This is a genomic window from Pseudoalteromonas sp. H103, from assembly GCF_001469205.1.
Taxonomy (GTDB): Bacteria; Pseudomonadota; Gammaproteobacteria; order Enterobacterales; family Alteromonadaceae; genus Pseudoalteromonas; species Pseudoalteromonas carrageenovora.
Genome location: NZ_LOFG01000012.1, coordinates 425,146 through 447,191 on the forward strand (window position 1 = coordinate 425,146; position 22,046 = coordinate 447,191).

Genomic DNA, 22,046 nt, shown 5'->3' on the forward strand with positions numbered 1-22,046 from the left:
CTTTAATGGAGTATTTTGTGTTTTTCCACAGTGCAGTTAAGCCCTTGCGCTTTTATTGCGTTGCATACAGAGATAAGATCTGGCGAAATTTCTTTTGCATACCCTAACGCTAAAATAAACTTATTTTTAACTTTATCATGTATATAAAAAGCTTTTTTGTGCTCTATTTTTGGTGCTATTAATCGGTAATAAATTTTTAATATGTTTAACGAGCTAAAACTCCCCGCATTAGCAATAGCGCCTGTTATTTCGCTAAGGGCTTTCAATGTAAGATCAACCCCCATTACAACATCTCCCTCTGGCGGCAATGACACAGTGACATTTTGGGTGCTTTTTAGCTTCTTGCGCTGTTTATATTCATCATTTATAACCGCTTTATATTGCCCAGGCTTTAAATCTGTAAATAAATAATAACCATCATATGCAGCTTGAGCTTGCGCAATTTTTTCACCTTTTTTATTCAACAGTGAAACACTCGCAAACGGTTGAACTTGTATATCATCACCTTTTTGCTGATAAACAACCCCCTCCACTTCACTTGCATTATTTAACGCAAAGTCCATGTATTCTACAAAACCAGCTCGAGGCGTTATAGAAAAGCCATCATTAGCGGGAATTATAAATGGATCTTCAAAGCTATCTCTATCAAGTATTATGTCTGTCGTTCGGTTTGCAGGCATTGAAGTTAATAGCGCAATACCATGTTCATCTGTAATTGCTTGGCGGTAATTATGAACCCCTTTGACTTTAACGCCGGCTATCCCGCGCTCGTCATCATCCATAATACCGTTATTGTTTTGATCTAAAAATACTCTTAGCATTAAGCTACCCGTGTTAGTTAAGCTGCGCTTAGAGATAAAATATGTATTGTTTTCTACATCAAACCCGAGACTAAAACGACTGTAAATGCCAAGTCGCCAATCATCATTACTATTATAATTTACGTTGCTTGTTAAGCTTAATTTGTCACTTTGCCAGTTAAGGCCTAATTCAGCCGATTGAATATTGTTACTGAGTGAGTCAGTTAAAGTAAGTTCTGCTTGTAAGTCTCTGCTCAGGTTACGGCTAAACTCTGCCTCATAACTTACAATTTCACTTACTGGTGATAACCTATAATCAACACCAAACCTTGTGTAAGTTCTACCAAAGCGCTTTTGAAAACGTGTTGTTCCAAATGTGCTCTTGGAGCTATTATCGTGTTGCCATAGTAATTGGTTACTTAATGCAAAGCCTGAATACGAATAATTTAATTGGTTGCGTACTTGTTTAAAACGCCCTCTGGTATCACTATCGTCATATAAAAAGTTATTTTGATAAGAAAGTCGCCCATAAATATTATTCATTAGGCCACCAGCTAAATTTATTTGATAACTGTTAAAATCTTGCTGTTGTTCGTCGGTGCGGTTAGAGGCACTAAAAAGTAGTGATTGTTCGGCAAGTTGAGTTCGAGCTGTAAATTCAAATTCTTGTTCATTTTTATTGTTTTTTTCAATGTTTGCATTTAATAGTAACCGGTCAAACACACTTATATTGGTACCAAAAGCATATTTGAGTAAATCATCATCTGAATTTTTTTGACCGAACGCTGCCGAGTAAACAGATACGTTATTAGTAAGCCCTTGTTCGTATCTCCCTGCAACTTGCCATCCATGCCCTTGTGAATTAAAAACATTATTATTTAGTAGCTGCTTACCTTGTTCAGTAACTGATAATTCATAGTTGCCTTGCCCTTCTTTGAGCTGATTTCCATCTACAAAGTAATAGTCACTTTTGCGCTCAACTTGCCCTTGGGGGCCATAAAAAATAAGCTCAAAGTTATTAGCTCCAAATAATAAATCTATGTTATCAAAAATATATCGACCATCTGCGAGGCTCAGCTGCTGATCTATTAATATTTCATTGCGGTACAACTCTACATCCCAACCAGGCTGGATAGCACCACTTAAATTAATTTGATTATTAACTATTATTTTATTAGTTACATTATTAGACACTTTAATGCCACGAGCATACTGGCTGTTATAGTTATTACCTACTTGAGTTGCGATTACATCACCAAAAGATATTTCTGTTGGCATAAAGCCATTTTCTATGTTTTTGTCTAAATTTTGCTTTGTAAACGTTAACCTAGAATTGGTTAGTAAATCAGTACTTCGACCAGCCAAAAAATATTCAGCCGATAAATAAGCAAAATCCTGCGTTCCTAAAAGGGAATAGTTTGTGGAATGCTTATCATCGCTTGCGGTAAAGTTTAACTGTAAATCAGCCACTGGGGAGGATAGTGCCTGATAAGGGCTTGCTTTCCAGGGAAGCGTTGGAGGCGACTTTTTATTAGCTGATTTAAAATTACGTGATTGCCTGTACCTTTGTAACTCAACTGGAAGCGGTATTTCTGAGCTAATAAATAGCTCTAGATCTGGGTAATCAATACTAAATTCTAGATTTAAAATACTATGTAAGCTTTTAATATCTACATAAATATCATCTTCAATAGTAATTTGGTTTTTTGCTAAAAAATAGCTTTGAGAAGAGCTAGTAAATACTGCCGGAGTAACAACAGCATTTAAGGAAAGTGGTTGTTGGTTTGCTCCAACGCCTTGAGCTGTTCGATTGCTTACATCTACATTCATGGCAAATTGTAATATATCAAACAGGTCACTTAAACTAACATGCACACTTTGGGCGCTCTTAATAGCGGCAACTTCACCTAGATAGTATGAGTTTAAATGAAGCGAGAGTATTAATAACTCCCCAGTTGCTATACGCTGCTGGGGACTTTCTTTAGCGGCGTTATAATCGTTTAGATCAACGGATGTAGTTAGCTTTAGCTCAATTGCGCGTATTGTTGTTAAAGCATCCTCTACCGAAGCACCTTTGTTGGCATTTGCACAAGTGCTAAGCAGAGCGCTAATGCCTACAAATATTACACACAATAATTTATTTAGCTTCATTCACTGTTAATACATTAAGTGATTGTGATGTTAAAGGAAGCGTGTATTGTGCAAATTCAAGATCTTTATACTCCTGACTTCCTTCATATTTAAAAATAACTTTGCCTGTTTTATCTAAATTTTTATCACTAAATAAGCTAAGCGTTACAAACGCGTTGTTTACTTCGGGATAAATACTTAAATTGCCAATTTCTGCAATTTTAACTTGCTCGTTATTGCTATCAACAAAGTAAGCACTTAATTTACCGTAGCTACTAAACTTACCCTCTCGGTTTATATTTAGTAAAAACTGAGGGCGTTTATTACTGTTATTTAAAACTAATTGAGCTTGTTCAATGACTACATTAGGCTGTTGCATGTCTTTACGTAACAGAATAGGAATACTATAACTCATAATCATATTTACTTTTATAGAGCTTGTTTTATTAGTATTTTCGCCTGGGAGGGCCTGAAACAATAAGTGAGAACGGTACTCACCAGAAACTAAGTTTTTAGGCTTACGTATTGCGATTTTTACTGTTTGCTTTTCACCCGGGGCTAAACGCATTTGTTTTGGTGACAACCGCGCCATTGTACTTAAACTTTCATTAGTAGGCTCTGCTAATTGTATATAACCGCCCGTTGGCTGCGCTTGCTTTTCGCTCCACAAAACACGATATGTTTGATATTTATCACCCGTATTAATTACGGTAACTTTAGCCGTTCTTTGGCGCTCATCAAAACTAATACGGGTTGGAGAGATAAGTAAATTTGCGTATGCATTTTTTCCTAAAATACATACACTCAGTGCGAGCAGCACTACAACTTTATAAAACATGTTTTTCCTTTAGTAATCAATCGTAATTTCTAATTGTGTGTCGGTAATAAAACTACCATCTAAGTAACCTTGGCTTGTCCCTGTAGTAATTAAACGGCCACCTACTTTTAATAAAAGCTCTCCAAACTCATCGCTAGCTTGCGTTCTAGGTAAATCCACTAGGACCACCGAAAACTTAGCACTATTCGATCCTAGTGCTTCGCTTTGCAATGTTGAATCACTTGTTTTATTAAACGAAACTTGAGTAAGAGGAGGTAAGCCAGTAAATAAAAGCTCTGCGGGGTTCCCCTCTGCTAAAACATAAATACTACCAAATGTAGTAGTTTCACCTTCATGATTAATAGTTATAGAGCTTAAGGTATTATTTTGAGGAATAACTAAAGTGCCAAAATTGAGAGGCTCTTGCTGTATGCTATCGCAATAGAGCGACTTACTAAAAATCAGCAATAGCGAAGCATACAAAAAGCGCATTATTTGCTTAAGCACTTATCAATAAGACACTTCAATATTGAAGCTACCTGAATACTCACCATCAGGATAATCCACACTTGATACACTTGACGAAGTAGACAACGTTGCGCCTATATTAAATGATACAGCGCCGTCAGCTCCTGCTTGTAAGTTAGGAGATCCCTGCGTATAAAGCGCCCCCGCATTTGTTCCACTTGTTATAAAATATGTCCAAGAATCGACAGTAAAGTCGGGCTCATTTACCCCCTGTCCTGCAGAAGACACTATTAAGGTATTTACCGGATCAGTAATAGTTAAAATAGAATTAGGTACTACATCAGACACACTAAAACCAGCAGCCTCACCATCCTCTATTACTGAAATAGTTGCAGTATTACTAACGGGGTTTGACTGTGTAGAAACAGGGCTTGCGTCAGGGTCTGGATTAACCACAAGTGTAGCTTGTTCGCCACCTGTTGGATCTGCAATAGCACGAATAGTACCAAAACTTAAATCGTTATCTTTTGTAAGAACAACCGCATTTTGTACCGTTACTTTTGCTTCAAATGATTCTGTTGCTGCAAAAGAGCTAAACGAACTGGCCGCTGTAACTACAGCTAGTGTAGATAAATAAAACTTCATGCTAAATCCTTATGAGAAAATGGGCCTTATTAAATTTTGCCCAACTGTAATTAGTATCGACCACTAATTCAAATACTTTAATACTATATAAGCTCAAAAGGCTTAGTTTATCAATTATATTGGCTTTCCTATAAATGCAGCGATATCACACGCTTGATCTAATTGATTTACTAAATAACAAAACATGCTTACCTCAGCATTACTTTTAAACGGACCTACACGTAACCCATACAACGTAATATTGCTTTTTTTGTTCTCAAACACTGCAAAACTAAATTGAGAAAATGCATTAGGATAAAACGCCTTAAGCTTTGTAACTTTCGCAATCGCAAAATCGGGATTTAAATACCAACCGAGTTGAGCCCCTACTTTAGACTCATCTATTAAAGCTAGATCTAAATTCTGAGGGGTAGATAATTTAGCCTCAGAAAGAGAATTAACTGTAGTAGGTTCAAGAGGCTTTACAGCTTCGTTGCTATAAGTAATATCTGGTTTTTTTTGGGTTAATAAAGGAGGGTTTTCACTCAATTCGCTTTGAGAAGATAACGCCATAATTAGCAGCTGTAAATCCGCTTCCATAGCAGTTAATTTGGCGATGCTATCTTGCTGCATATGCCACTGCGATACGAACTCTTTGACCTGTTTGTCTGTTATTAAGGTATGTTGCGTGCTTTCTTGTTTAACCGTCGCACTAGTACATCCATAAAGACCAAAAGGTATAAGTAAAGTTAGTATTAAATGAAAATTCCTAAAACAGCGCATTAAAAGTACTCAGACAACCTAGATAACATCTCAAAGCAAATTATGCGCCACTTTCAATAAATTTAGTTACAACTTAATAGGTTTATCTGTGTAATTACTTACTATGCAATCAAGCTTATATAGCTTAAATACGTCACAGTCAGCTTTTGCATTTTTAAAGTTTTGGTAAGAGCCTAGCTTCAGCCTGTAAAAAGTTTTGTTATTTATTTTTGCGGTTTCTACATTTGTCAGTATTTTGTCTCTAAATAATGGGGCTGCTTTGGTATTTAGCTCTTTCCATGCCTTTGCTACACCGTTTTGCGAATCAACAGAGGCAACCTGTAATGCAAATACATGTTTAGGTGTATTTAATTTAACAGCTTGCTTTTTATTGCTGTAGTTTTGCTTAACCTGTCGCGGGCGCGATTGCGTACTGCGGGTATTGCGTGGCGAGCGTACTGACTTACTGCTATAGCCTTGGTTAGACTGAGCAATAGCTTTGCTGTTTATAATGTCTATATGGTTTACTAAATAAGTTATTTCTTTTTCTAATTTTAAAATGCGCTCAATACCCGCTCGGGCTTGTTGCCATTGCATGGCGGCATCTTTTAGCTGAGCAAGCTCTAGGGCTGTAATAGATACGTAGTCTGGTGTGTTAGTTTGCGGTGTGTTGCTTGTTTTTATTTCAGGCGTAACACTGCATGCTGTGCCAAATAAAAGCATCAGCAAGCTAAGTAATAGCCCAATGTTATTTTTTTTATGTATAAACATGTATTTGTTGTCCTGAAAGTAGTGCCTTTACACTTACATTTCAGTTAAACATTCTCACAAGAAAGCGTTTAACTTTATTAAGCTTTGAGCTATTAACTTAGCTCTTCGTATGCTTTTTTATGTTTTATAAAACACAATATTGCATACTCCACCCCTTCCTTGAGAGCATTATTTAATACAAATTTAATGCCAGTTAACTTAAACTTTACAACATAAATTACAATCTGTCTGTAATGTCCCTAAAACATTTCTGTTTTAGAGCTTTCTTATTAATGCATATTTATTCTAATGAATAAATATAAAAAAAGGCGCCAAATAGGCGCCTTAAGGTATTAAATAAAATAACTAATTAAATTAGTGTTTTAATAAATGATTTGAGTTCACCTGCAAATTCATCGCGGCGTAGTGCAAATTCAATCGTTGCTTTTAAGTAACCTATTTTACTACCACAATCGTGACTACGGCCTTTAATTGCATAAGCATCAACTTTTTCATGCTCCATTAGCATTGCAATGGCATCTGTTAGCTGAATTTCGTTGCCTGCACCTTGAGGTGTTTTAGCAAGTAATGGCCAAATATTTTCACTTAATACATAACGCCCTACTACAGCTAAGTTAGAAGGAGCTTGATCAACAGGCGGCTTTTCTACCATGTTTGTAATAGGTGAGCTTTCACCTTGCTGTAAGTCAACATCGCCTAAATCAACCACACCAAACTTATCTACTTCATCCATTGGCACTGGCTCAACCATTATTTGGCTGTGTTTTGTTTGCTCAAAATGAGCAATCATTTCAGCTAGGTTGTCTTTTTTTAGATCGCTTTCCACGTCATCAATAATTACATCTGGCAAAATTACAACAAACGGTTCGTTACCAATAATTGGCGCCGCACAGTTAATTGCGTGGCCTAGGCCTTTAGCTTCACCTTGGCGTACGTGAATAATAGTAACGTCTTTAGGGCAAATAGCCTGCACTTCGGCAAGTAATTGCCGCTTAACACGTTTCTCTAATGTGGCTTCTAGCTCAAAGCTTGTATCAAAATGGTTTTCGATAGAATTTTTACTTGAGTGAGTTACAAGTACTATTTCTTTAATACCTGCTGCAACCGCTTCATTTACTACATATTGAATAAGTGGACGGTCTACTATTGGTAGCATTTCTTTAGGGATTGCTTTTGTGGCAGGTAACATACGAGTACCTAGTCCAGCTACTGGGATCACTGCTTTCATTTTAGTTTTCCTTAATCTTTTTATACTGAAAATGGATACTGAATCGGTTCGTGGCTTTGATAGCCCGTTACTTCAAAGTCGTCACGCGTTACCCACGTTTCTATATCTTCTAACGTTTTTATTTTTGGGTTAATTGCTAGTTTAGGCGACTCGAACGGTTCGCGCTTTAATTGCACGTCTCTCATTAGTTCTAGTTGGTTTTCGTAAATATGGGCGTTAGCAATTTTATGATACGCCTTACCTGCTTTATGACCGGTAATTTGAGCTACCAATGCAAGTAAAACAAAACACTGAATTTGATTGAAATTAAGCCCCAGTGGCACATCACAGCTGCGCTGATACGATGTTAAATATAGCGTATCACCAAGCAGTGAAAAAGTATGCGTGTGCATACATGGGCGCAAACAACCAAGCTCAAATTCGCCGGGGTTATAAAAAGTAACGATTTCCCCTCTATCATCAATACCATTTTTTAAGTTATTAATAACTTTAGCAAGCTGATCGAGCGTTGAACCATCTGGTCGCTGCCATCCGCGGCCTTGCACGCCGTAGACGCGGCCCATGTCGTCTTCACCTTTACGACTTGGGTTATTAAGCCATGCGCCGTTGTCGTTAGCATTTGCATCCCAGGTTTTACAGCCAATATCACGAAACTGCTCTGCACTATCGTAACCACGTAAATACCCTAATAACTCAGCAATCGCTGCTTTATAGTAGCTTTTTCGCGTGGTGATCATAGGAAACTTATTATTCGCTACGTCGTACTCTAAGTCAGCGTTTATAACCGTTAAACAACGCGTACCTGTACGCTTATTTTCTACCCACTGGCCTTCGTCAACAATACGCTGACATAATTCTAAATATTGTTTCATGCTGTTTTTATTATGCCTTAGCTGTTTTAACTTGTTGTGGTTGTTTGTATGCCCAAATTAATAAACCTAAACCGCCCACAATCATTGGAAGTGATAATATTTGACCCATCGAAATAAAGTCAGCAAACAGCCCTAGTTGCGCATCTGGTTGACGGAAGTATTCAATGCAGAATCTAAATACACCATAACCTAGTAAAAATACACCCGCTACACTACCCGCTGGACGCGGTTTTTTAATAAACCATTGCAGGATTAAAAAGAGTACTAGGCCTTCAAAAAATGCTTCATATAATTGTGATGGATGACGCGCAAGTGGCCCGCCTGTAGGAAATACCATAGCCCAAGGCACATCGGTCACTCGCCCCCACAGCTCGCCATTAATAAAGTTACCTATTCTTCCAGCTAATAAACCAACAGGGACAAGCGGAGCAACAAAATCGCCAACTTGAAGCAATGATTTTTTGCGTGTCCACGAGAAAATGGCTACAGCTGTTATAACTCCCAGCGTGCCGCCATGAAAAGACATACCACCTTGATCTATTCTAAATAAATAAAGCGGGTTTTCTATAAAGTAACTAAACTGATAAAACAATACATAACCAATACGCCCACCAAGAATTACCCCTAGCATGCCATAAAATAGTAAGTCGCTTACCTGATCTTTTGTCCAACCTGAATTAGGTTTTGCAGCTTGGCGATTAGCGAACCACATCGCAAACGCAAAACCAATTAAATACATTAACCCGTACCAACGTACGCTTAGCGGCCCAACAGAAAAAATTATTGGATCAATTTGAGGAAACTCAAGTGCCATAAAAAATAAACCTTTAGCTAAAAACCATTTTAAGTGCGATAACAACAAGCAATACCGCGAAAACTTTCTTTATTGTATTAACAGGTAAATAATGAGTTGCTTTAGCGCCTATAGGCGCAACAAACCATGATGTAATAACAATCCCAAATAACGCAGGTAAATAAACAAACCCTGCAAAACCATGTTCTAAATCGGTAACTTGCCAACCTGCACTAATATACCCAATAGAACCAAATAAGGCGATAACAATGCCGCAAGCAGCAGCGCAACCTATGGCTTTTTTTATATCTACCGAAAAATAATTAAGCATTGGAACAATAAGCGCCCCACCACCAATACCAATTAAACCAGATAAGCCACCCATTAGAGCCGATATAGCTCCCAAAATAGGGCCTGCTGGTAAAGGCTGCTCCACGACTGCTTTTTTGCGGGTCGACAACACCATCCTCGCAGCAATAAACACGACGCTGATAGCAAACACAGTTCGTAAAATTTGCTCAGGAATGAGACTTGCGGCAAAGCCACTAATTAATGCCCCTAACGCAACGCCTGACATAACCCAAGGAGCTATTTCCCACGGCACATTATCATTTTTATGATGAGCTAACGCTGAAGAGGTTGAAGTAAATAAAATAGAAGCTAGTGAGGTTGCAATAGCAATCACTAGAACGTGGCTTGGAGATGTAACGTCAAACGATAACAGTAACGTACTAAGCACAGGGACAATAATTAAACCGCCACCAATACCTAACAATCCTGCTAAAAAACCGACAACGCAGCCTAGTAGTGCGCAGCTTGCCACTAACAGCCCTAAGTCATACATAGTTATCTCAAATACCTAATAATGTGTTTATATTAAAGGATTATAAAGCCAATAGCATCTGCGGATTGATACTATTTGGGCGTGTAAAATAAATCGCCTAATTGATGCTCTAACATAAAGTTTCGTGTTAAGCGCAATACTTGCTTAGCGGTAGATTGAGCTAAGCACTCGCTAAGTAGCTGCTCCATATCACTCACATTTAAGCGCCTGATCACCCATTTAACTTTATTAAGTGATGATAGGTTCATACTTAAGCGCCTGTATCCCATTGCAATAAGTAAAATCGCACCTTCTGGATCGCCACCAAGTTCACCACATAAACTAAAAGGCAATTCGTACTGCTCACACTCACAAGCCACTTTATTTAACACTCTTAGTACGCCTGGGTGATAAGGGTTAAACAGCTCAGCAACACGTGCATTAGCTCTATCTACAGCTAATAGGTACTGCGTTAAATCATTACTACCGACTGAGCAAAAATCGACTTTTTTTGACCATTCAGGCAACATAAATACGCTCGAAGGCACCTCAAGCATTATACCAATATCAGGTCTTTCTATACTTTGCTCTGGGTACTTTTCACTTAGCTCATAGTACGCTTGCTCAAACAATGCTAAAGATTCATCTACTTCATCGGTGCCACTGATCATTGGCAGCATAATCTTTAAATTACCTAAGCCAATATTTGCTTTTAACATCGCTTTAAGCTGATCTAAAAACAGCTCTGGGTGATCAAGACTAATACGAATACCACGCCATCCTAAAAATGGGTTTTCTTCGGTAATATTAAAATAATCTAAAACTTTATCGCCACCAATATCCAGCGTACGCATAACCACAGGGTTTGGGTGGTAGCTAGTAAGCACTTCGCGGTACCAGTTTTCTTGCTCAAATTGCGAAGGAAACTGGCCTTTTTGCATAAACCAAGCCTCTGTTCTGTAAAGCCCTACGCCATCGCAAATATGTGAACTGCTTTGTTCTGTATTTAGCTCAAGCCCGGCATTTAACAGCAAGCTAATATGCTCACCATCAAGCGTGATTGATTCTGATGTTTGCTCGGCTAAAAAACGGTTATTCAATAAGCCATCTTGGTACTGAAGCTCGGTGTACTCATCTATTAGCATTTGCGATGGGGAAATATATAAACGCCCAGAAAATGCATCCAGAATGAGCGGTTTACCCTCAAACTGTAATAGTGGTAAATCTTCAATACCCCAAATAGCAGGAGTACCCATTGCACGCGTTAAAATAGACGCATGGCTATTAGCTGAACCATTAACACTAACTACACCCGCTAAATGCCCTTTTGGCACTTCTGCAAGCATGGCCGGAGTTAATGTATTAGCAATTAAAATAGTATTTGGTGGGTAATCTTTTATAGCGTGTTCGGTGTTTACTAAATGATGTAGCACACGTAAACCAATGTCTTTAACATCAACCGCACGCTCCTTTATATATGGGTCTTGCATGGCATTAAATTGAGAGATTAAGCGCTCTATTACAATTTTTAATGCACTTTTAGCGCACCAACCTTCTTGTAACTGTACCTCAACATTATGGCCTAAGCTTTTTGCATCAAGTAATTGTTGGTAAACATCAAATACAGCCAACGCTTCATGCGGTATCGAGTCACTTAGCGTCATAGAAAGCGTATTAAATTCTTTTCGGGTCGCGGCTACGGCTTGTGTAAACAAGCGGCGTTGCTCGGTTACATCACTGTCTTTTAAAAGCTCTATAGACTTAAAATCAAGCTTTGGCAGCACGACAAATGCTTGGCCAATTCCTATGCCCGGCGCACTCGATACCCCTTTTAAAACTGATGTTTGATGAGATGATTCGTCTTGTCGCAATACTTCTTTTATTTCAGCATGCGCTAATTGTGATGCAAGTTGTGCAGAGAGCGTAATTAAAAACGATTCTTCATCTTGGCTAAAAACACGGGCCATTTTTTGCTGAACAACAATAACGCCCAATACTTTTTTTTGATGCACCACAGGCACAGATAAAAAAGCATTGTAGCCTTCTTCATTCACTTCGGGGGAGAGTTTAAATCGCGGGTGTGATTTAGCAAATGCTATATTAATTGGCTCTTCGCGCTGGGCAACTAAGCCTACTAAGCCTTCGGTAAAGCCAATTCTAAACTTACCCACCGCATCAGGATTTAACCCTTCGGTAGCCATAAGTACAAAATTGTCTTGGCTGTAATCTGCAAAATAAATGGAGCAGCACTGGGTTTTCATGGCATCTTTAACCATTTGCACAAAGCACACTAAAGCACTGTCTAAATTCGCTTGTTGCGATACAGACTCAGCAATAGACCTAAGTGTAGCCAGCATGTCCTGCTCCTTTATTCTATCGAGAAATTACTACCTTTTACTTCGCCAATGATCTTTGTGTTGTTCTCTTTTATTAAAGGGCATGGCGAAAGGAGCAAACTCCTTCATTACACGTCGATAAACATCCCGTTTAAACGATACTACCTGTCTTACAGGATACCAGTAGCTTACCCAGCGCCAATCATCAAACTCTGGATGATGGGTTTTAAGCAAGTTTACGTCTTCATCTTTACAACGTAGTTTTAATAAAAACCATTTTTGTTTTTGCCCAATACATACCGGACTAGAGTCGCGGCGAATTAATCGTTTGGGTAATTTATAGCGTAACCAATGTTTTGAGCTTGCGACTATTTCTACATCTTCAGGTCGCAGCCCTACTTCCTCATGTAACTCGCGGTACATGGTTTGTTCTGCTGTCTCGCCATCATCAACACCACCTTGGGGAAATTGCCAAGAATGCTGACCATAACGTCTAGCCCAAAAAACCTGTCCCTGATTATTGCAAATTACAATTCCGACATTGGCACGAAAACCTTCGGCATCAATCACCTTAGTGCCTCATTTGTAAGTCGATTTTTAATGATTGTTCCACATTAGCTGCAATACGGCAAACACTATTATAGCCAAGCTAATTTGTAAGCTAAGTTTACGCTTTTGCATAACCCATAAATAATGAAGTGTGAGTAAAAATTTTAAAAATAATCCACCAAAGCTATTGCGGTTATTGTTTTACTCTACTTACTCACAGTTTGTGCATAACTTTTATAAAACACGCTCGTTTTGCAAACAAATCCACAATATAAGATCTAAAAACTCGTGTTCTCCACAGATTCTGTGGATAAACATGTTTATATAGTTGTATTTATCCCAACAACTTTTAATAGCCTTAATCAAAACTGAATATATAATTTAAAAAAAACCAACTAGCTCAGTAACTTAAAGTAAACCGCTCAATTTTATACATGTACAAAATTAACCCAAACAACACGAGCACAAAAAACGAACAACCCTAAAGATATCCACGGCTTAGCCAATTTGCTATCATGGCTATGGTATTTATTCAACCGAAATTAATAGTATGCGACCATCAAAACCACACTCAATTAACGACCTAATGCAGCGCGTGAATAACATTGCTGGATTAACACTTGGCCAACTTGCAAACCAGTATCACTTTAAAACACCTGATGATTTACTTCGTGAAAAAGGCTGGACCGGGCAACTCATTGAATATGTACTAGGGGCTACAGCAGGTTCAAAACCCCTACCCGATTTTGAAGATTTAGGGATAGAGCTAAAAACATTACCAATTTCATACAAGGGTAAGCCACTAGAGACTACGTTTGTATCGGTAACACCTTTAATAAACGTCACCGGTATGACGTGGCATACAAGCTCTGTGCGTAAAAAGCTAAATCATGTTTTATGGTTACCCATACTAAGTGAGCGAGATATAGCCCCTTTTGACAGAACGATAGGCAGCGGCTTTTTGTGGCAACCAACACCTGAGCAAGATGCGTTATTACAGCGTGACTGGGAAGAACAAATGGAGTTAATCGCACTCGGACGAGTAGATGAAATATCAGGCCATTTAGGGGATGCTATACAAATTAGGCCTAAGGCGGCAAACAGCAAAGTTGTTACTGATGCTATTGGTCCACATGGTCAAATTATCAAAACCCTACCACGTGGTTTTTATTTAAAAACCAGTTTTACGGGTGAGATTTTAAAACAGCAGTTTCAGCTTTGATTATACGTAAGTATTAAAAGCTTTAAGTGGGCTCATTTTTACTAAATACGTACATTAGAAGGTCTACTCAGATCTCCTAATAGAAGAGTAGCTGGCATAAAAAATCCCCGCCCGAGCGAGGATTTTATAATCTTAAATTAAAGAGCAGTAATTACTGACCTTTAACTTCTTTAAGACCGTTGTAAGGTGCTTTTGAACCTAGCGCTTCTTCAATACGGAGAAGTTGGTTGTACTTAGCAACACGGTCAGAACGGCTCAATGAACCTGTTTTAATTTGACCTGCAGCAGTACCTACCGCTAAATCAGCAATAGTTGAATCTTCCGTCTCGCCAGAGCGGTGAGAAATAACAACTGTAAAGCCTGCATCTTTTGCCATTTTGATTGCAGCTAACGTCTCAGTTAGTGAACCAATTTGGTTAAACTTAATTAAGATCGAGTTAGCAATACCGTTGTCGATACCACGTTTTAAAATCTTAGTGTTAGTTACGAATAAGTCATCGCCTACTAATTGGATTTTATCACCCATTAGTTTAGTTTGGTGTGCAAAGCCATCCCAATCTGACTCATCTAAGCCATCTTCAATAGACACAATTGGGTATTGCTCAGTAAGCTCTTGTAAGAAGAAGTTAAATTCTTCTGAAGTGAATTTTTTGCCTTCACCTTTAAGATCATAAATGTTTGCTTCTTTGTCGTAAAACTCAGATGCAGCACAATCCATCGCTAAAGTAATATCTTTACCTAACTCGTAACCTGCGTTTGCTACCGCAACTTTAATTGCTGCAAGTGCCGCTTCGTTAGATGCAAGGTTTGGCGCAAAGCCACCTTCATCGCCAACCGCTGTTGAATGACCGTCTGCTTTAAGTACTTTTGCAAGGCTATGAAATACCTCTGCGCCCATACGTAGGCCTTCGCGGAAGTTTGCAGCGCCAACAGGTTGGATCATAAACTCTTGAATATCTACAGAGTTATCTGCGTGCTCACCACCATTGATGATGTTCATCATTGGAAGTGGCATAGAGTAAACACCCGGTGTGCCGTTTAAATCAGCAATGTGCTCGTAAAGCTCTACTTTTTTAGACTGTGCAGCTGCTTTTGCAGTTGCAAGTGATACTGCTAAGATTGCGTTTGCACCTAGTTTTTCTTTGTTTTCAGTGCCGTCTAAATCTAGCATTACTTTATCAACAGCACTTTGCTCTAATGCATTTTGGCCTTTAAGCGCATCTGCGATTTCATTATTAATAAAACCAACAGCGTTTAATACGCCTTTACCTAAGTAACGTGACTTATCACCGTCGCGTAACTCTAATGCTTCGCGAGTACCAGTAGATGCGCCTGAAGGTGCAGCTGCACGACCCCAAGAACCATCTGCTAAATGTACGTCTGCTTCAACAGTTGGGTTACCACGCGAGTCCATAATTTCGCGACCGATTACTTTTACGATTTCTGACATCTTGATTCCTCTATATTCCCAAAATGGTGAGTTCAGCTAACTTTACTACGTTTTGTATAGTTTATACCAATTGCATTTAATTAGTGAGCTATCATAACGCTAAGAAAACAACTCAATAACAAGACACAAATTATGACATATAGTTGTTCTATATGAGTAATTTTTAACGCAATTAGTAAGTTATTTAATCCGATACAATGCTCATGTTTTTAATAAAATGGGTATCAGTCAGCCCTTAAAACAAAAAAGCCGTGCAATATGCACGGCTTTTAAAATTACGAATTAGCTTTTTGGTGAATGTGAGCCGCAGCTACAAACCCTTCAAATAGCGGGTGACCATCACGTGGGGTTGACGTGAATTCCGGGTGGAATTGCGCGGCAATAAACCATGGGTGATCTTTATTTTCGATAATTTCTACTAATTTTTTATCTTCTGATAAACCAGTAAAGCTCAAGCCTGCTTTTTCAAGCGCTTCTACAAAATTATTGTTTACTTCGTAGCGATGACGATGACGTTCAACAATTTCAGCATTACCGTATACTTCATGTACTTTAGAACCTGGTGTTAAATGACATTTTTGTGCGCCTAAGCGCATAGTGCCACCTAAATCAGATTTTTCATCACGTACTTCAACCTTGCCTTCAGCGTCTAACCATTCAGTAATTAAACCAACGACAGGCGCTTCTGAGTTAGCGTTAAATTCTGTAGAGTTTGCATCAGTTAAACCTGCAACATTACGCGCGTATTCAATAAGTGCCACTTGCATACCTAAACAAATACCTAGGTATGGAACTTTGTTTTCACGTGCGTATTTAGCCGCTAAAATTTTACCTTCAACACCACGTCCGCCAAAGCCGCCAGGAACTAAAATAGCATCTAAATGAGATAGTAGTTCTACACCTTTGCTTTCTAAATCTTGTGAGTCTACGTATTCAATATTAATTGTTAAACGATTTTTAAGACCCGCATGTTTTAGTGCTTCGTTAACTGATTTGTATGCATCTGGTAATTCAATGTACTTACCAACCATACCAATTGTTACTTCACCAGTAGGGTTAGACTCTTGATAAAGTACTTGTTCCCACTCAGCAAGATCAGCTTCTGGCGCATCTAAATGAAAGCGACGGCATACAAAATTATCTAATTCTTGAGATTTTAATAGCGCAGGAATTTTATAAATGCTGTCTACGTCTGGTAGTGAAATAACCGCTTTTTCTTCAACATTAGTGAACAATGCAATTTTTGCACGCTCGTTGTTAGGCAGTTTACGGTCTGAACGACAGATAAGAATATCTGGCTGAATACCTACAGAGCGCAACTCTTTAACAGAATGCTGAGTTGGTTTTGTTTTCACTTCACCCGCAGGGCCTAAAAATGGCACTAGCGTTAAGTGAATAAATAGCGCGCGTTCGCGGCCAATTTCAGTACCCATTTGACGAATTGCTTCAATAAACGGTTGTGATTCAATATCACCTACTGTACCGCCAATTTCTACAATCGCAATTTCATGACCTTCAGCACCGTCGTATACGCGTTGCTTAATGTCATTTGTAATATGTGGAATAACCTGAATAGTTGCACCTAGGTATTCACCACGGCGCTCACGACGTAACACGTCTTCGTATACACGCCCTTGTGTAAAGTTATTACGACTAGTCATTTTGGTACGAATAAAACGCTCGTAGTGACCTAAGTCAAGGTCAGTCTCTGCGCCGTCTTCTGTAACGTATACTTCACCGTGTTGAATTGGGCTCATTGTGCCTGGGTCAACGTTGATGTAAGGATCCAGCTTTAAAATGGTAACGTCTAAACCACGGGCCTCTAAAATAGCGGCTAGTGATGCTGCTGCAATACCTTTACCCAACGAAGAAACAACCCCGCCAGTAACGAAGATAAATTTTGTACTCATGCGAACCCTAGAATATCAGGAATTAAAAGGAATATAACACCCGAGAAAGAGACTCTGGGTATATCATCAAGACGGGGCGAAATTGTACCAAAACACGCCAGCGCAATCCAGCTAAAAATAGTAAATGCGCGCACAAAAAATGTGCATTTTTTAACATTAAACCTATTTCACTTTTTTAATGGCATCCCACGCGTTGTCCATTTCTTCTAGGCTCGCAGTATCTAAACTTTTGCCTTGAGCAATTAAGTACGCTTGTACCTTTTCAAACCGCGCTGAAAACTTATCATTTGCTTGTCTTAAAAGTTGTTCAGGGTCGCGTTTAACATGGCGAGCAACATTAACAGTGGCAAACAGTAAGTCGCCTATTTCTTCTGCTGTATGCTCAGATAGAGGATCGTGTTCGAGCGCTTCTTTTACTTCTAATACTTCTTCGCTCACTTTATCAAGTGCGCCATGATAGCTTGGCCAATCAAACCCTAAGCCAGCAACACGTTGCTGAATTTTTTTAGCTTTACTAAGGCTTGGCATATTTGCCGGAATATCTTGCCAAAGCGAAGTATTAACCGGTGAAGCTTTTTCAGCACGTTCTTGTGCTTTAATTGCTTGCCATTGCTTTGCTAACTGCTCGTCAGTTAACGCTTGCTGCTCGTTAAATACATGAGGGTGGCGGCGCACAAGTTTAGTGCTTAGCTGATTTATAATATCATCAAAATCAAATAAGTTTTGCTCTTTAGCTAACTGGGCATAAAACACAATTTGAAAAAGTAAATCGCCAAGCTCATTTTTAAGCTCACCTAAATTATTAGTCTCTATGCAATCGGCAACCTCGTACGCCTCTTCTAGGGTATGAGGAACAATTGATTTGAAATCTTGCTTAAGATCCCACGGGCACCCGCCGTTAGGATCTCGCAAGGTTTGCATAATATTTAAAAGCTCAGTTAATGCGTTTTTATCTGTCATGTTTATTGGCTGCGCTTAGCATCGTGAACACCTTCAATCTGAAGTAGTTTTGAAAGTACTCGATTAGTACCTGATAAGTCATGTACTTCTATTTGCATAGTAAATACGGCAAGTTGGTCTGCGCCAACCGTATTTACGTTCATGTTTAATACGTTGACCTTTTCATTAGCAAGCACAGAGCTTATATCGCGGATTAAACCAGACCGATCGCTGGCCTCAATTTTTATGCTCAGTGCATAAGAGCCATTAATATCGTCAGACCAACTTACTGAGATCACGCGTTCAGGATGCTGTGTTTTTAAGTTATTAAATGCGTCGCAGTCATCTTTATGAACACCAATACCACGGCCTTGGGTTATATAGCCAATTATTTGGTCGCCAGGCACAGGACGACAACACTTAGCTACATGACTCATTAAGCTACCAACACCGTCCACTACAATGCCGTTTTTATCACCCGTTACTTTACTTGGTGCTTTAAAACGTATAACCGGTTCATCTTCTGTACGGTCGCTAACAAAGTTAAGCATTTGGTTTAAGCGTACATCACCTGCGCCAATGGCAACCATTAAGTCATCGAGCTCTTTAAAATTAAAGCGCTTGATGGCGGGATCTAAATCTTTGTAGGTTAAATCAAGCTTTTGTAACTCACTGTCGAGGATTTCTTTACCCGCACTTAGGTTTTTATCGCGGTCGAGCTGCTTAAACCAGTGATGTATTTTAGCTCTTGCACGTGATGATTTAATATAACCTAATGATGGATTAAGCCAGTCTCGGCTTGGATTAGGTTGCTTTTGAGTAAGTATCTCTACTTGATCACCCGTTGATAACTGATGTGTAAACGGCACTATTTTGCCAAATACTTTAGCGCCTATGCACCTGTGACCTACGTTTGAGTGAATGTAGTAGGCAAAATCAAGCGGTGTAGCACCTAATGGTAAATCAATAATATCGCCACTTGGGGTAAAAATGTACACACGGTCTTCTACTACTTGGTTTTTTAGCTCTTCGGCTAAATCGCCCCCATCAACGACTTCTTCTTGCCATTGTAGTAATTTACGCAGCCAACTAATTTTTTGCTCGTAACCTGAGCCTCGTCCAGGTAATGCGCCTTCTTTATACATCCAGTGCGCAGCAACACCTAGCTCAGCATCTTGATGCATATCGCTGGTGCGTATTTGTATTTCTACGGTTTTGCCCTCAGGGCCAAATACCACGGTATGAATTGATTGATAGCCATTTTGTTTAGGCGTTGCTACGTAGTCGTCAAACTCTTTATTTAAGTGGCGCCAATTAGTATGAACAATGCCAAGCGCGCCATAACAATCTTGTAGACGCTCAACCACAATACGCATTGCGCGAATATCAAAAAGCTGATCAAACTCGTAGTTTTTCTGCTGCATTTTTTTAAAAATGCTGTAGATATGTTTAGGCCGCCCGTACACTTGCGCTTCTATACCGGCCTCACTTAAGCGGTTTTTTACCTGCTCAACCATATCTTCCATATAGGCTTCGCGAGCAAGTCGTTTATCATCTAACTGTTTGGCAATGCCTTTGTAGGTATCTGGGTGTAAATACCTGAACGATAAATCTTCAAGCTCCCATTTTAATTGCCCTATTCCTAAACGGTTTGCAAGTGGTGCAAAAATATCGGCTGTTTCTTTTGCGGCAATAACTCGCTCTTCTTCGTCGGCATCTTTTACATTACGTAAATGACATACCTGCTCTGCAAGTTTAATAACAACAGCGCGTACATCTTCAACCATGGTTAATAGCATTTTTCGGATATTATCGACCTGCATAGTGCCTTTACCTTGGTGCGATAAAGTACTAATAGTGGCCATTTGCGCTACACCCGTTAGCAGCATAGCAATGTTATTACCTAGCTGCTCTTCTATGATTTCAAGCGATATAAGATCATTTAAAAAATAAGGCGTTAAATATGCAGTAGCTAACGATTCAGGGTCAAGATTTAGCTCAGCTAAAATTTCTACCATTTCGATTGCTGTGTTTTGCCGGCTTTGGTTATCACATTTATCGCACAGGGCTTGGGCTTGATTTAGTAGCTCTGTTTTTTCCTCAGACAAGCCAAGTAACGAAAGCCGCGTGCTAAAGTCTGTACTCTCATCTTGTTGATGTGATTGTCGTGTAGCTACCATAGTGCGCTTTACCTCCGTTGAAATAACGCCATAGTTTCGATATGCCCTGTATGAGGGAACATATTCATTAGCCCAATTTTATTAAGATCAAAGCCTGCTTGCGAAATAATTGCACTGTCACGGGCTAAAGTAACAGGGTCACAAGACACATATAAAATAGTTTTAAACTGCTTCAGTGGTAATTGCTCCAAAACAGCCATTGCACCTGTACGAGAAGGGTCAAGCACGAGTACGTCTAACTCTTTACTAAACCACGGCGCGTTTTGCATATTTTGCGTTAAATCAAAACAATGAAACTGCGTATTAGTAATTTGGTTAGTTTGCGCATTTTGAGCAGCCATTGCAACAGCTGAAGTGACGCCTTCAACACCAATTACCGATTTGGCTTGTTTTGCCAACACTAATGAGAAATTACCAATACCACAAAACAAATCTAATAGATTTTCGTCCCCATTTAAATTAAGCCAATTTGCAGCTTGCTTTAACATAGCTTCGTTAACTTGCGCATTAACTTGAATAAAATTACTTAAACCAAATTCAAATTTTATATCTAAATCTTTAAGGTAATAAAATGGCATCGCTAAGTGCGAATGATCAATAACGTCACTCTCGCTTTGCCATACAATAGTATATTGCTGGTTAAGTGCAGCTTGCTCAACTATTGCCTTAAATTCATCGTTAATTGTTTTTGTGTGACGAATAACCACAAAGTTTTGCTCATCACTTTGGCATAACTGCAGGTGACTTATACTGTGAAGCGCTTTATGTTGATTAATTAACTCATCAAAAAGAGTAAATACATTTGCAAAAACATCATTAAGTACCGCGCATTTATTAATACTTACAATGTTTTTAGAGCCACTGGCTCTATAGCCTACACGCATTTTTTTAGCGGCTTTATCAAACATAACGGCAATCCGAGCACTGCGCCTGTAATGAGTTGATTTGCTCAATAGCGGAGTTTGCCAATTCAGCTCTTTTAATTTAGCAAATTTATTAAATAATTGAGTAACCGCTGTTTGCTTTTCAATAACTTGCTGAGCAACTTCTAGGTGCTGTAACTGGCAACCACCGCAGTGATTATAATGCTCGCAAAATGCATCTGTTCTAAATTCACTGGCGTTTATTACTTTTATTACCTTAGCACTACTGTATTTCGCTTTATCTTCAACAAGTGTTGCTTTAACCGTTTCATTAGGTAATGCACCACTTACAAAACACACTTTATTTTTATGCTTAGCAATACCACTCCCTTGGTGATCTATACCTGTGATATTTAATTCTAATGTTTGTTGCTTAAGCGGTTTTTTTTTCGCTTTAAAAATTTGCGCCATTAGGCATTACCTTCACTTTATTTGTAATGCACCTATGT

Annotated in this window: 18 protein-coding genes; 1 reads left to right on the top strand and 17 read right to left on the bottom strand. The window is 38.9% G+C overall.

Annotated features, from left to right (window positions below; genetic code table 11):
* Nucleotides 1–2 precede the first annotated feature (2 nt).
* The 12 genes from ATS74_RS09215 to rppH form a co-directional block, all read right to left on the bottom strand.
* Nucleotides 3–2,951, bottom strand: coding sequence for an MSCRAMM family adhesin SdrC (locus tag ATS74_RS09215; RefSeq protein WP_235591998.1), 2,949 nt, complete (start codon nucleotides 2,949–2,951; stop codon nucleotides 3–5).
* On the bottom strand, nucleotides 2,938–3,768 hold the full coding sequence (locus ATS74_RS09220) for a fimbrial biogenesis chaperone (protein WP_058548601.1): 831 nt from the start codon (nucleotides 3,766–3,768) through the stop codon (nucleotides 2,938–2,940). Before ATS74_RS09220 ends, ATS74_RS09215 begins: the two co-directional genes overlap by 14 nt.
* Before the next feature lie 9 nt (nucleotides 3,769–3,777).
* Nucleotides 3,778–4,254, bottom strand: coding sequence for a DUF4402 domain-containing protein (locus ATS74_RS09225; RefSeq protein ID WP_058548602.1), 477 nt, complete (start codon nucleotides 4,252–4,254; stop codon nucleotides 3,778–3,780).
* Nucleotides 4,255–4,257: 3 nt separating this feature from the next.
* Nucleotides 4,258–4,860, bottom strand: a complete 603-nt coding sequence (locus tag ATS74_RS09230; RefSeq protein WP_058548603.1) for a DUF4402 domain-containing protein — start codon at nucleotides 4,858–4,860, stop codon at nucleotides 4,258–4,260.
* A gap of 114 nt (nucleotides 4,861–4,974) precedes the next feature.
* Nucleotides 4,975–5,472 (bottom strand): hypothetical protein, encoded by a 498-nt coding sequence (locus ATS74_RS09235; RefSeq protein WP_058548604.1) that lies wholly within the window; start codon nucleotides 5,470–5,472, stop codon nucleotides 4,975–4,977.
* Between the two features lie 216 nt (nucleotides 5,473–5,688).
* The gene (locus ATS74_RS09240; RefSeq protein ID WP_058548605.1) at nucleotides 5,689–6,372 is read right to left on the bottom strand and encodes an SPOR domain-containing protein; all 684 of its coding nucleotides are present in this window, start codon (nucleotides 6,370–6,372) and stop codon (nucleotides 5,689–5,691) included.
* A gap of 349 nt (nucleotides 6,373–6,721) precedes the next feature.
* Nucleotides 6,722–7,600: a UTP--glucose-1-phosphate uridylyltransferase GalU gene (galU, locus tag ATS74_RS09245; RefSeq protein WP_058548606.1), complete on the bottom strand. Its 879-nt coding sequence runs from the start codon at nucleotides 7,598–7,600 to the stop codon at nucleotides 6,722–6,724.
* Between the two features lie 20 nt (nucleotides 7,601–7,620).
* Nucleotides 7,621–8,472, bottom strand: coding sequence for a thymidylate synthase (locus ATS74_RS09250; RefSeq protein WP_058548607.1), 852 nt, complete (start codon nucleotides 8,470–8,472; stop codon nucleotides 7,621–7,623).
* Nucleotides 8,473–8,482: 10 nt separating this feature from the next.
* Nucleotides 8,483–9,286: a prolipoprotein diacylglyceryl transferase gene (gene lgt, locus ATS74_RS09255; protein ID WP_058548738.1), complete on the bottom strand. Its 804-nt coding sequence runs from the start codon at nucleotides 9,284–9,286 to the stop codon at nucleotides 8,483–8,485.
* A gap of 13 nt (nucleotides 9,287–9,299) precedes the next feature.
* Nucleotides 9,300–10,109 carry a sulfite exporter TauE/SafE family protein gene (locus ATS74_RS09260; protein ID WP_058548608.1) on the bottom strand — a complete coding sequence of 270 codons (810 nt, stop codon included), beginning with the start codon at nucleotides 10,107–10,109 and terminating at the stop codon, nucleotides 9,300–9,302.
* A 71-nt stretch (nucleotides 10,110–10,180) separates the two neighbouring features.
* The gene (ptsP, locus tag ATS74_RS09265; protein WP_058548609.1) at nucleotides 10,181–12,445 is read right to left on the bottom strand and encodes a phosphoenolpyruvate--protein phosphotransferase; all 2,265 of its coding nucleotides are present in this window, start codon (nucleotides 12,443–12,445) and stop codon (nucleotides 10,181–10,183) included.
* 30 nt (nucleotides 12,446–12,475) lie between these two features.
* Nucleotides 12,476–12,994, bottom strand: a complete 519-nt coding sequence (gene rppH, locus ATS74_RS09270; RefSeq protein ID WP_002958704.1) for an RNA pyrophosphohydrolase — start codon at nucleotides 12,992–12,994, stop codon at nucleotides 12,476–12,478.
* Between the two features lie 529 nt (nucleotides 12,995–13,523).
* On the opposite strand from rppH, the gene mutH reads away from it, so the two are divergent.
* Nucleotides 13,524–14,195, top strand: coding sequence for a DNA mismatch repair endonuclease MutH (gene mutH, locus ATS74_RS09275; RefSeq protein ID WP_058548610.1), 672 nt, complete (start codon nucleotides 13,524–13,526; stop codon nucleotides 14,193–14,195).
* A 151-nt stretch (nucleotides 14,196–14,346) separates the two neighbouring features.
* Here the strand turns inward: mutH and eno are convergent, their stop codons facing one another.
* The 5 genes from eno to rlmD form a co-directional block, all read right to left on the bottom strand.
* Nucleotides 14,347–15,645, bottom strand: coding sequence for a phosphopyruvate hydratase (gene eno, locus ATS74_RS09280; RefSeq protein ID WP_058548611.1), 1,299 nt, complete (start codon nucleotides 15,643–15,645; stop codon nucleotides 14,347–14,349).
* Nucleotides 15,646–15,920: 275 nt separating this feature from the next.
* On the bottom strand, nucleotides 15,921–17,555 hold the full coding sequence (locus ATS74_RS09285) for a CTP synthase (protein ID WP_058548612.1): 1,635 nt from the start codon (nucleotides 17,553–17,555) through the stop codon (nucleotides 15,921–15,923).
* Between the two features lie 162 nt (nucleotides 17,556–17,717).
* Nucleotides 17,718–18,515, bottom strand: coding sequence for a nucleoside triphosphate pyrophosphohydrolase (gene mazG, locus ATS74_RS09290; RefSeq protein ID WP_058548613.1), 798 nt, complete (start codon nucleotides 18,513–18,515; stop codon nucleotides 17,718–17,720).
* A gap of 2 nt (nucleotides 18,516–18,517) precedes the next feature.
* Nucleotides 18,518–20,674: a GTP diphosphokinase gene (gene relA, locus ATS74_RS09295; protein ID WP_058548614.1), complete on the bottom strand. Its 2,157-nt coding sequence runs from the start codon at nucleotides 20,672–20,674 to the stop codon at nucleotides 18,518–18,520.
* Nucleotides 20,675–20,682: 8 nt separating this feature from the next.
* A complete protein-coding gene (rlmD, locus tag ATS74_RS09300; RefSeq protein WP_058548615.1) occupies nucleotides 20,683–22,008 on the bottom strand; it encodes a 23S rRNA (uracil(1939)-C(5))-methyltransferase RlmD in 1,326 nt (441 codons plus the stop codon).
* Nucleotides 22,009–22,046 lie beyond the last annotated feature (38 nt).

What these genes read in the sequence shown, in the direction of transcription:
- ATS74_RS09215 (WP_235591998.1), bottom strand. Translation starts at nt 2,951, where the DNA reads ATGAAGCTAAATAAATTATTGTGTGTAATATTTGTAGGCATTAGCGCT.
- ATS74_RS09220 (WP_058548601.1), bottom strand. Translation starts at nt 3,768, where the DNA reads ATGTTTTATAAAGTTGTAGTGCTGCTCGCACTGAGTGTATGTATTTTA.
- ATS74_RS09230 (WP_058548603.1), bottom strand. Translation starts at nt 4,860, where the DNA reads ATGAAGTTTTATTTATCTACACTAGCTGTAGTTACAGCGGCCAGTTCG.
- ATS74_RS09235 (WP_058548604.1), bottom strand. Translation starts at nt 5,472, where the DNA reads ATGCAGCAAGATAGCATCGCCAAATTAACTGCTATGGAAGCGGATTTA.
- ATS74_RS09240 (WP_058548605.1), bottom strand. Translation starts at nt 6,372, where the DNA reads ATGTTTATACATAAAAAAAATAACATTGGGCTATTACTTAGCTTGCTG.
- galU (WP_058548606.1), bottom strand. Translation starts at nt 7,600, where the DNA reads ATGAAAGCAGTGATCCCAGTAGCTGGACTAGGTACTCGTATGTTACCT.
- ATS74_RS09250 (WP_058548607.1), bottom strand. Translation starts at nt 8,472, where the DNA reads ATGAAACAATATTTAGAATTATGTCAGCGTATTGTTGACGAAGGCCAG.
- lgt (WP_058548738.1), bottom strand. Translation starts at nt 9,286, where the DNA reads ATGGCACTTGAGTTTCCTCAAATTGATCCAATAATTTTTTCTGTTGGG.
- ATS74_RS09260 (WP_058548608.1), bottom strand. Translation starts at nt 10,109, where the DNA reads ATGTATGACTTAGGGCTGTTAGTGGCAAGCTGCGCACTACTAGGCTGC.
- ptsP (WP_058548609.1), bottom strand. Translation starts at nt 12,445, where the DNA reads ATGCTGGCTACACTTAGGTCTATTGCTGAGTCTGTATCGCAACAAGCG.
- mutH (WP_058548610.1), top strand. Translation starts at nt 13,524, where the DNA reads ATGCGACCATCAAAACCACACTCAATTAACGACCTAATGCAGCGCGTG.
- eno (WP_058548611.1), bottom strand. Translation starts at nt 15,645, where the DNA reads ATGTCAGAAATCGTAAAAGTAATCGGTCGCGAAATTATGGACTCGCGT.
- ATS74_RS09285 (WP_058548612.1), bottom strand. Translation starts at nt 17,555, where the DNA reads ATGAGTACAAAATTTATCTTCGTTACTGGCGGGGTTGTTTCTTCGTTG.
- mazG (WP_058548613.1), bottom strand. Translation starts at nt 18,515, where the DNA reads ATGACAGATAAAAACGCATTAACTGAGCTTTTAAATATTATGCAAACC.
- relA (WP_058548614.1), bottom strand. Translation starts at nt 20,674, where the DNA reads ATGGTAGCTACACGACAATCACATCAACAAGATGAGAGTACAGACTTT.
- rlmD (WP_058548615.1), bottom strand. Translation starts at nt 22,008, where the DNA reads ATGGCGCAAATTTTTAAAGCGAAAAAAAAACCGCTTAAGCAACAAACA.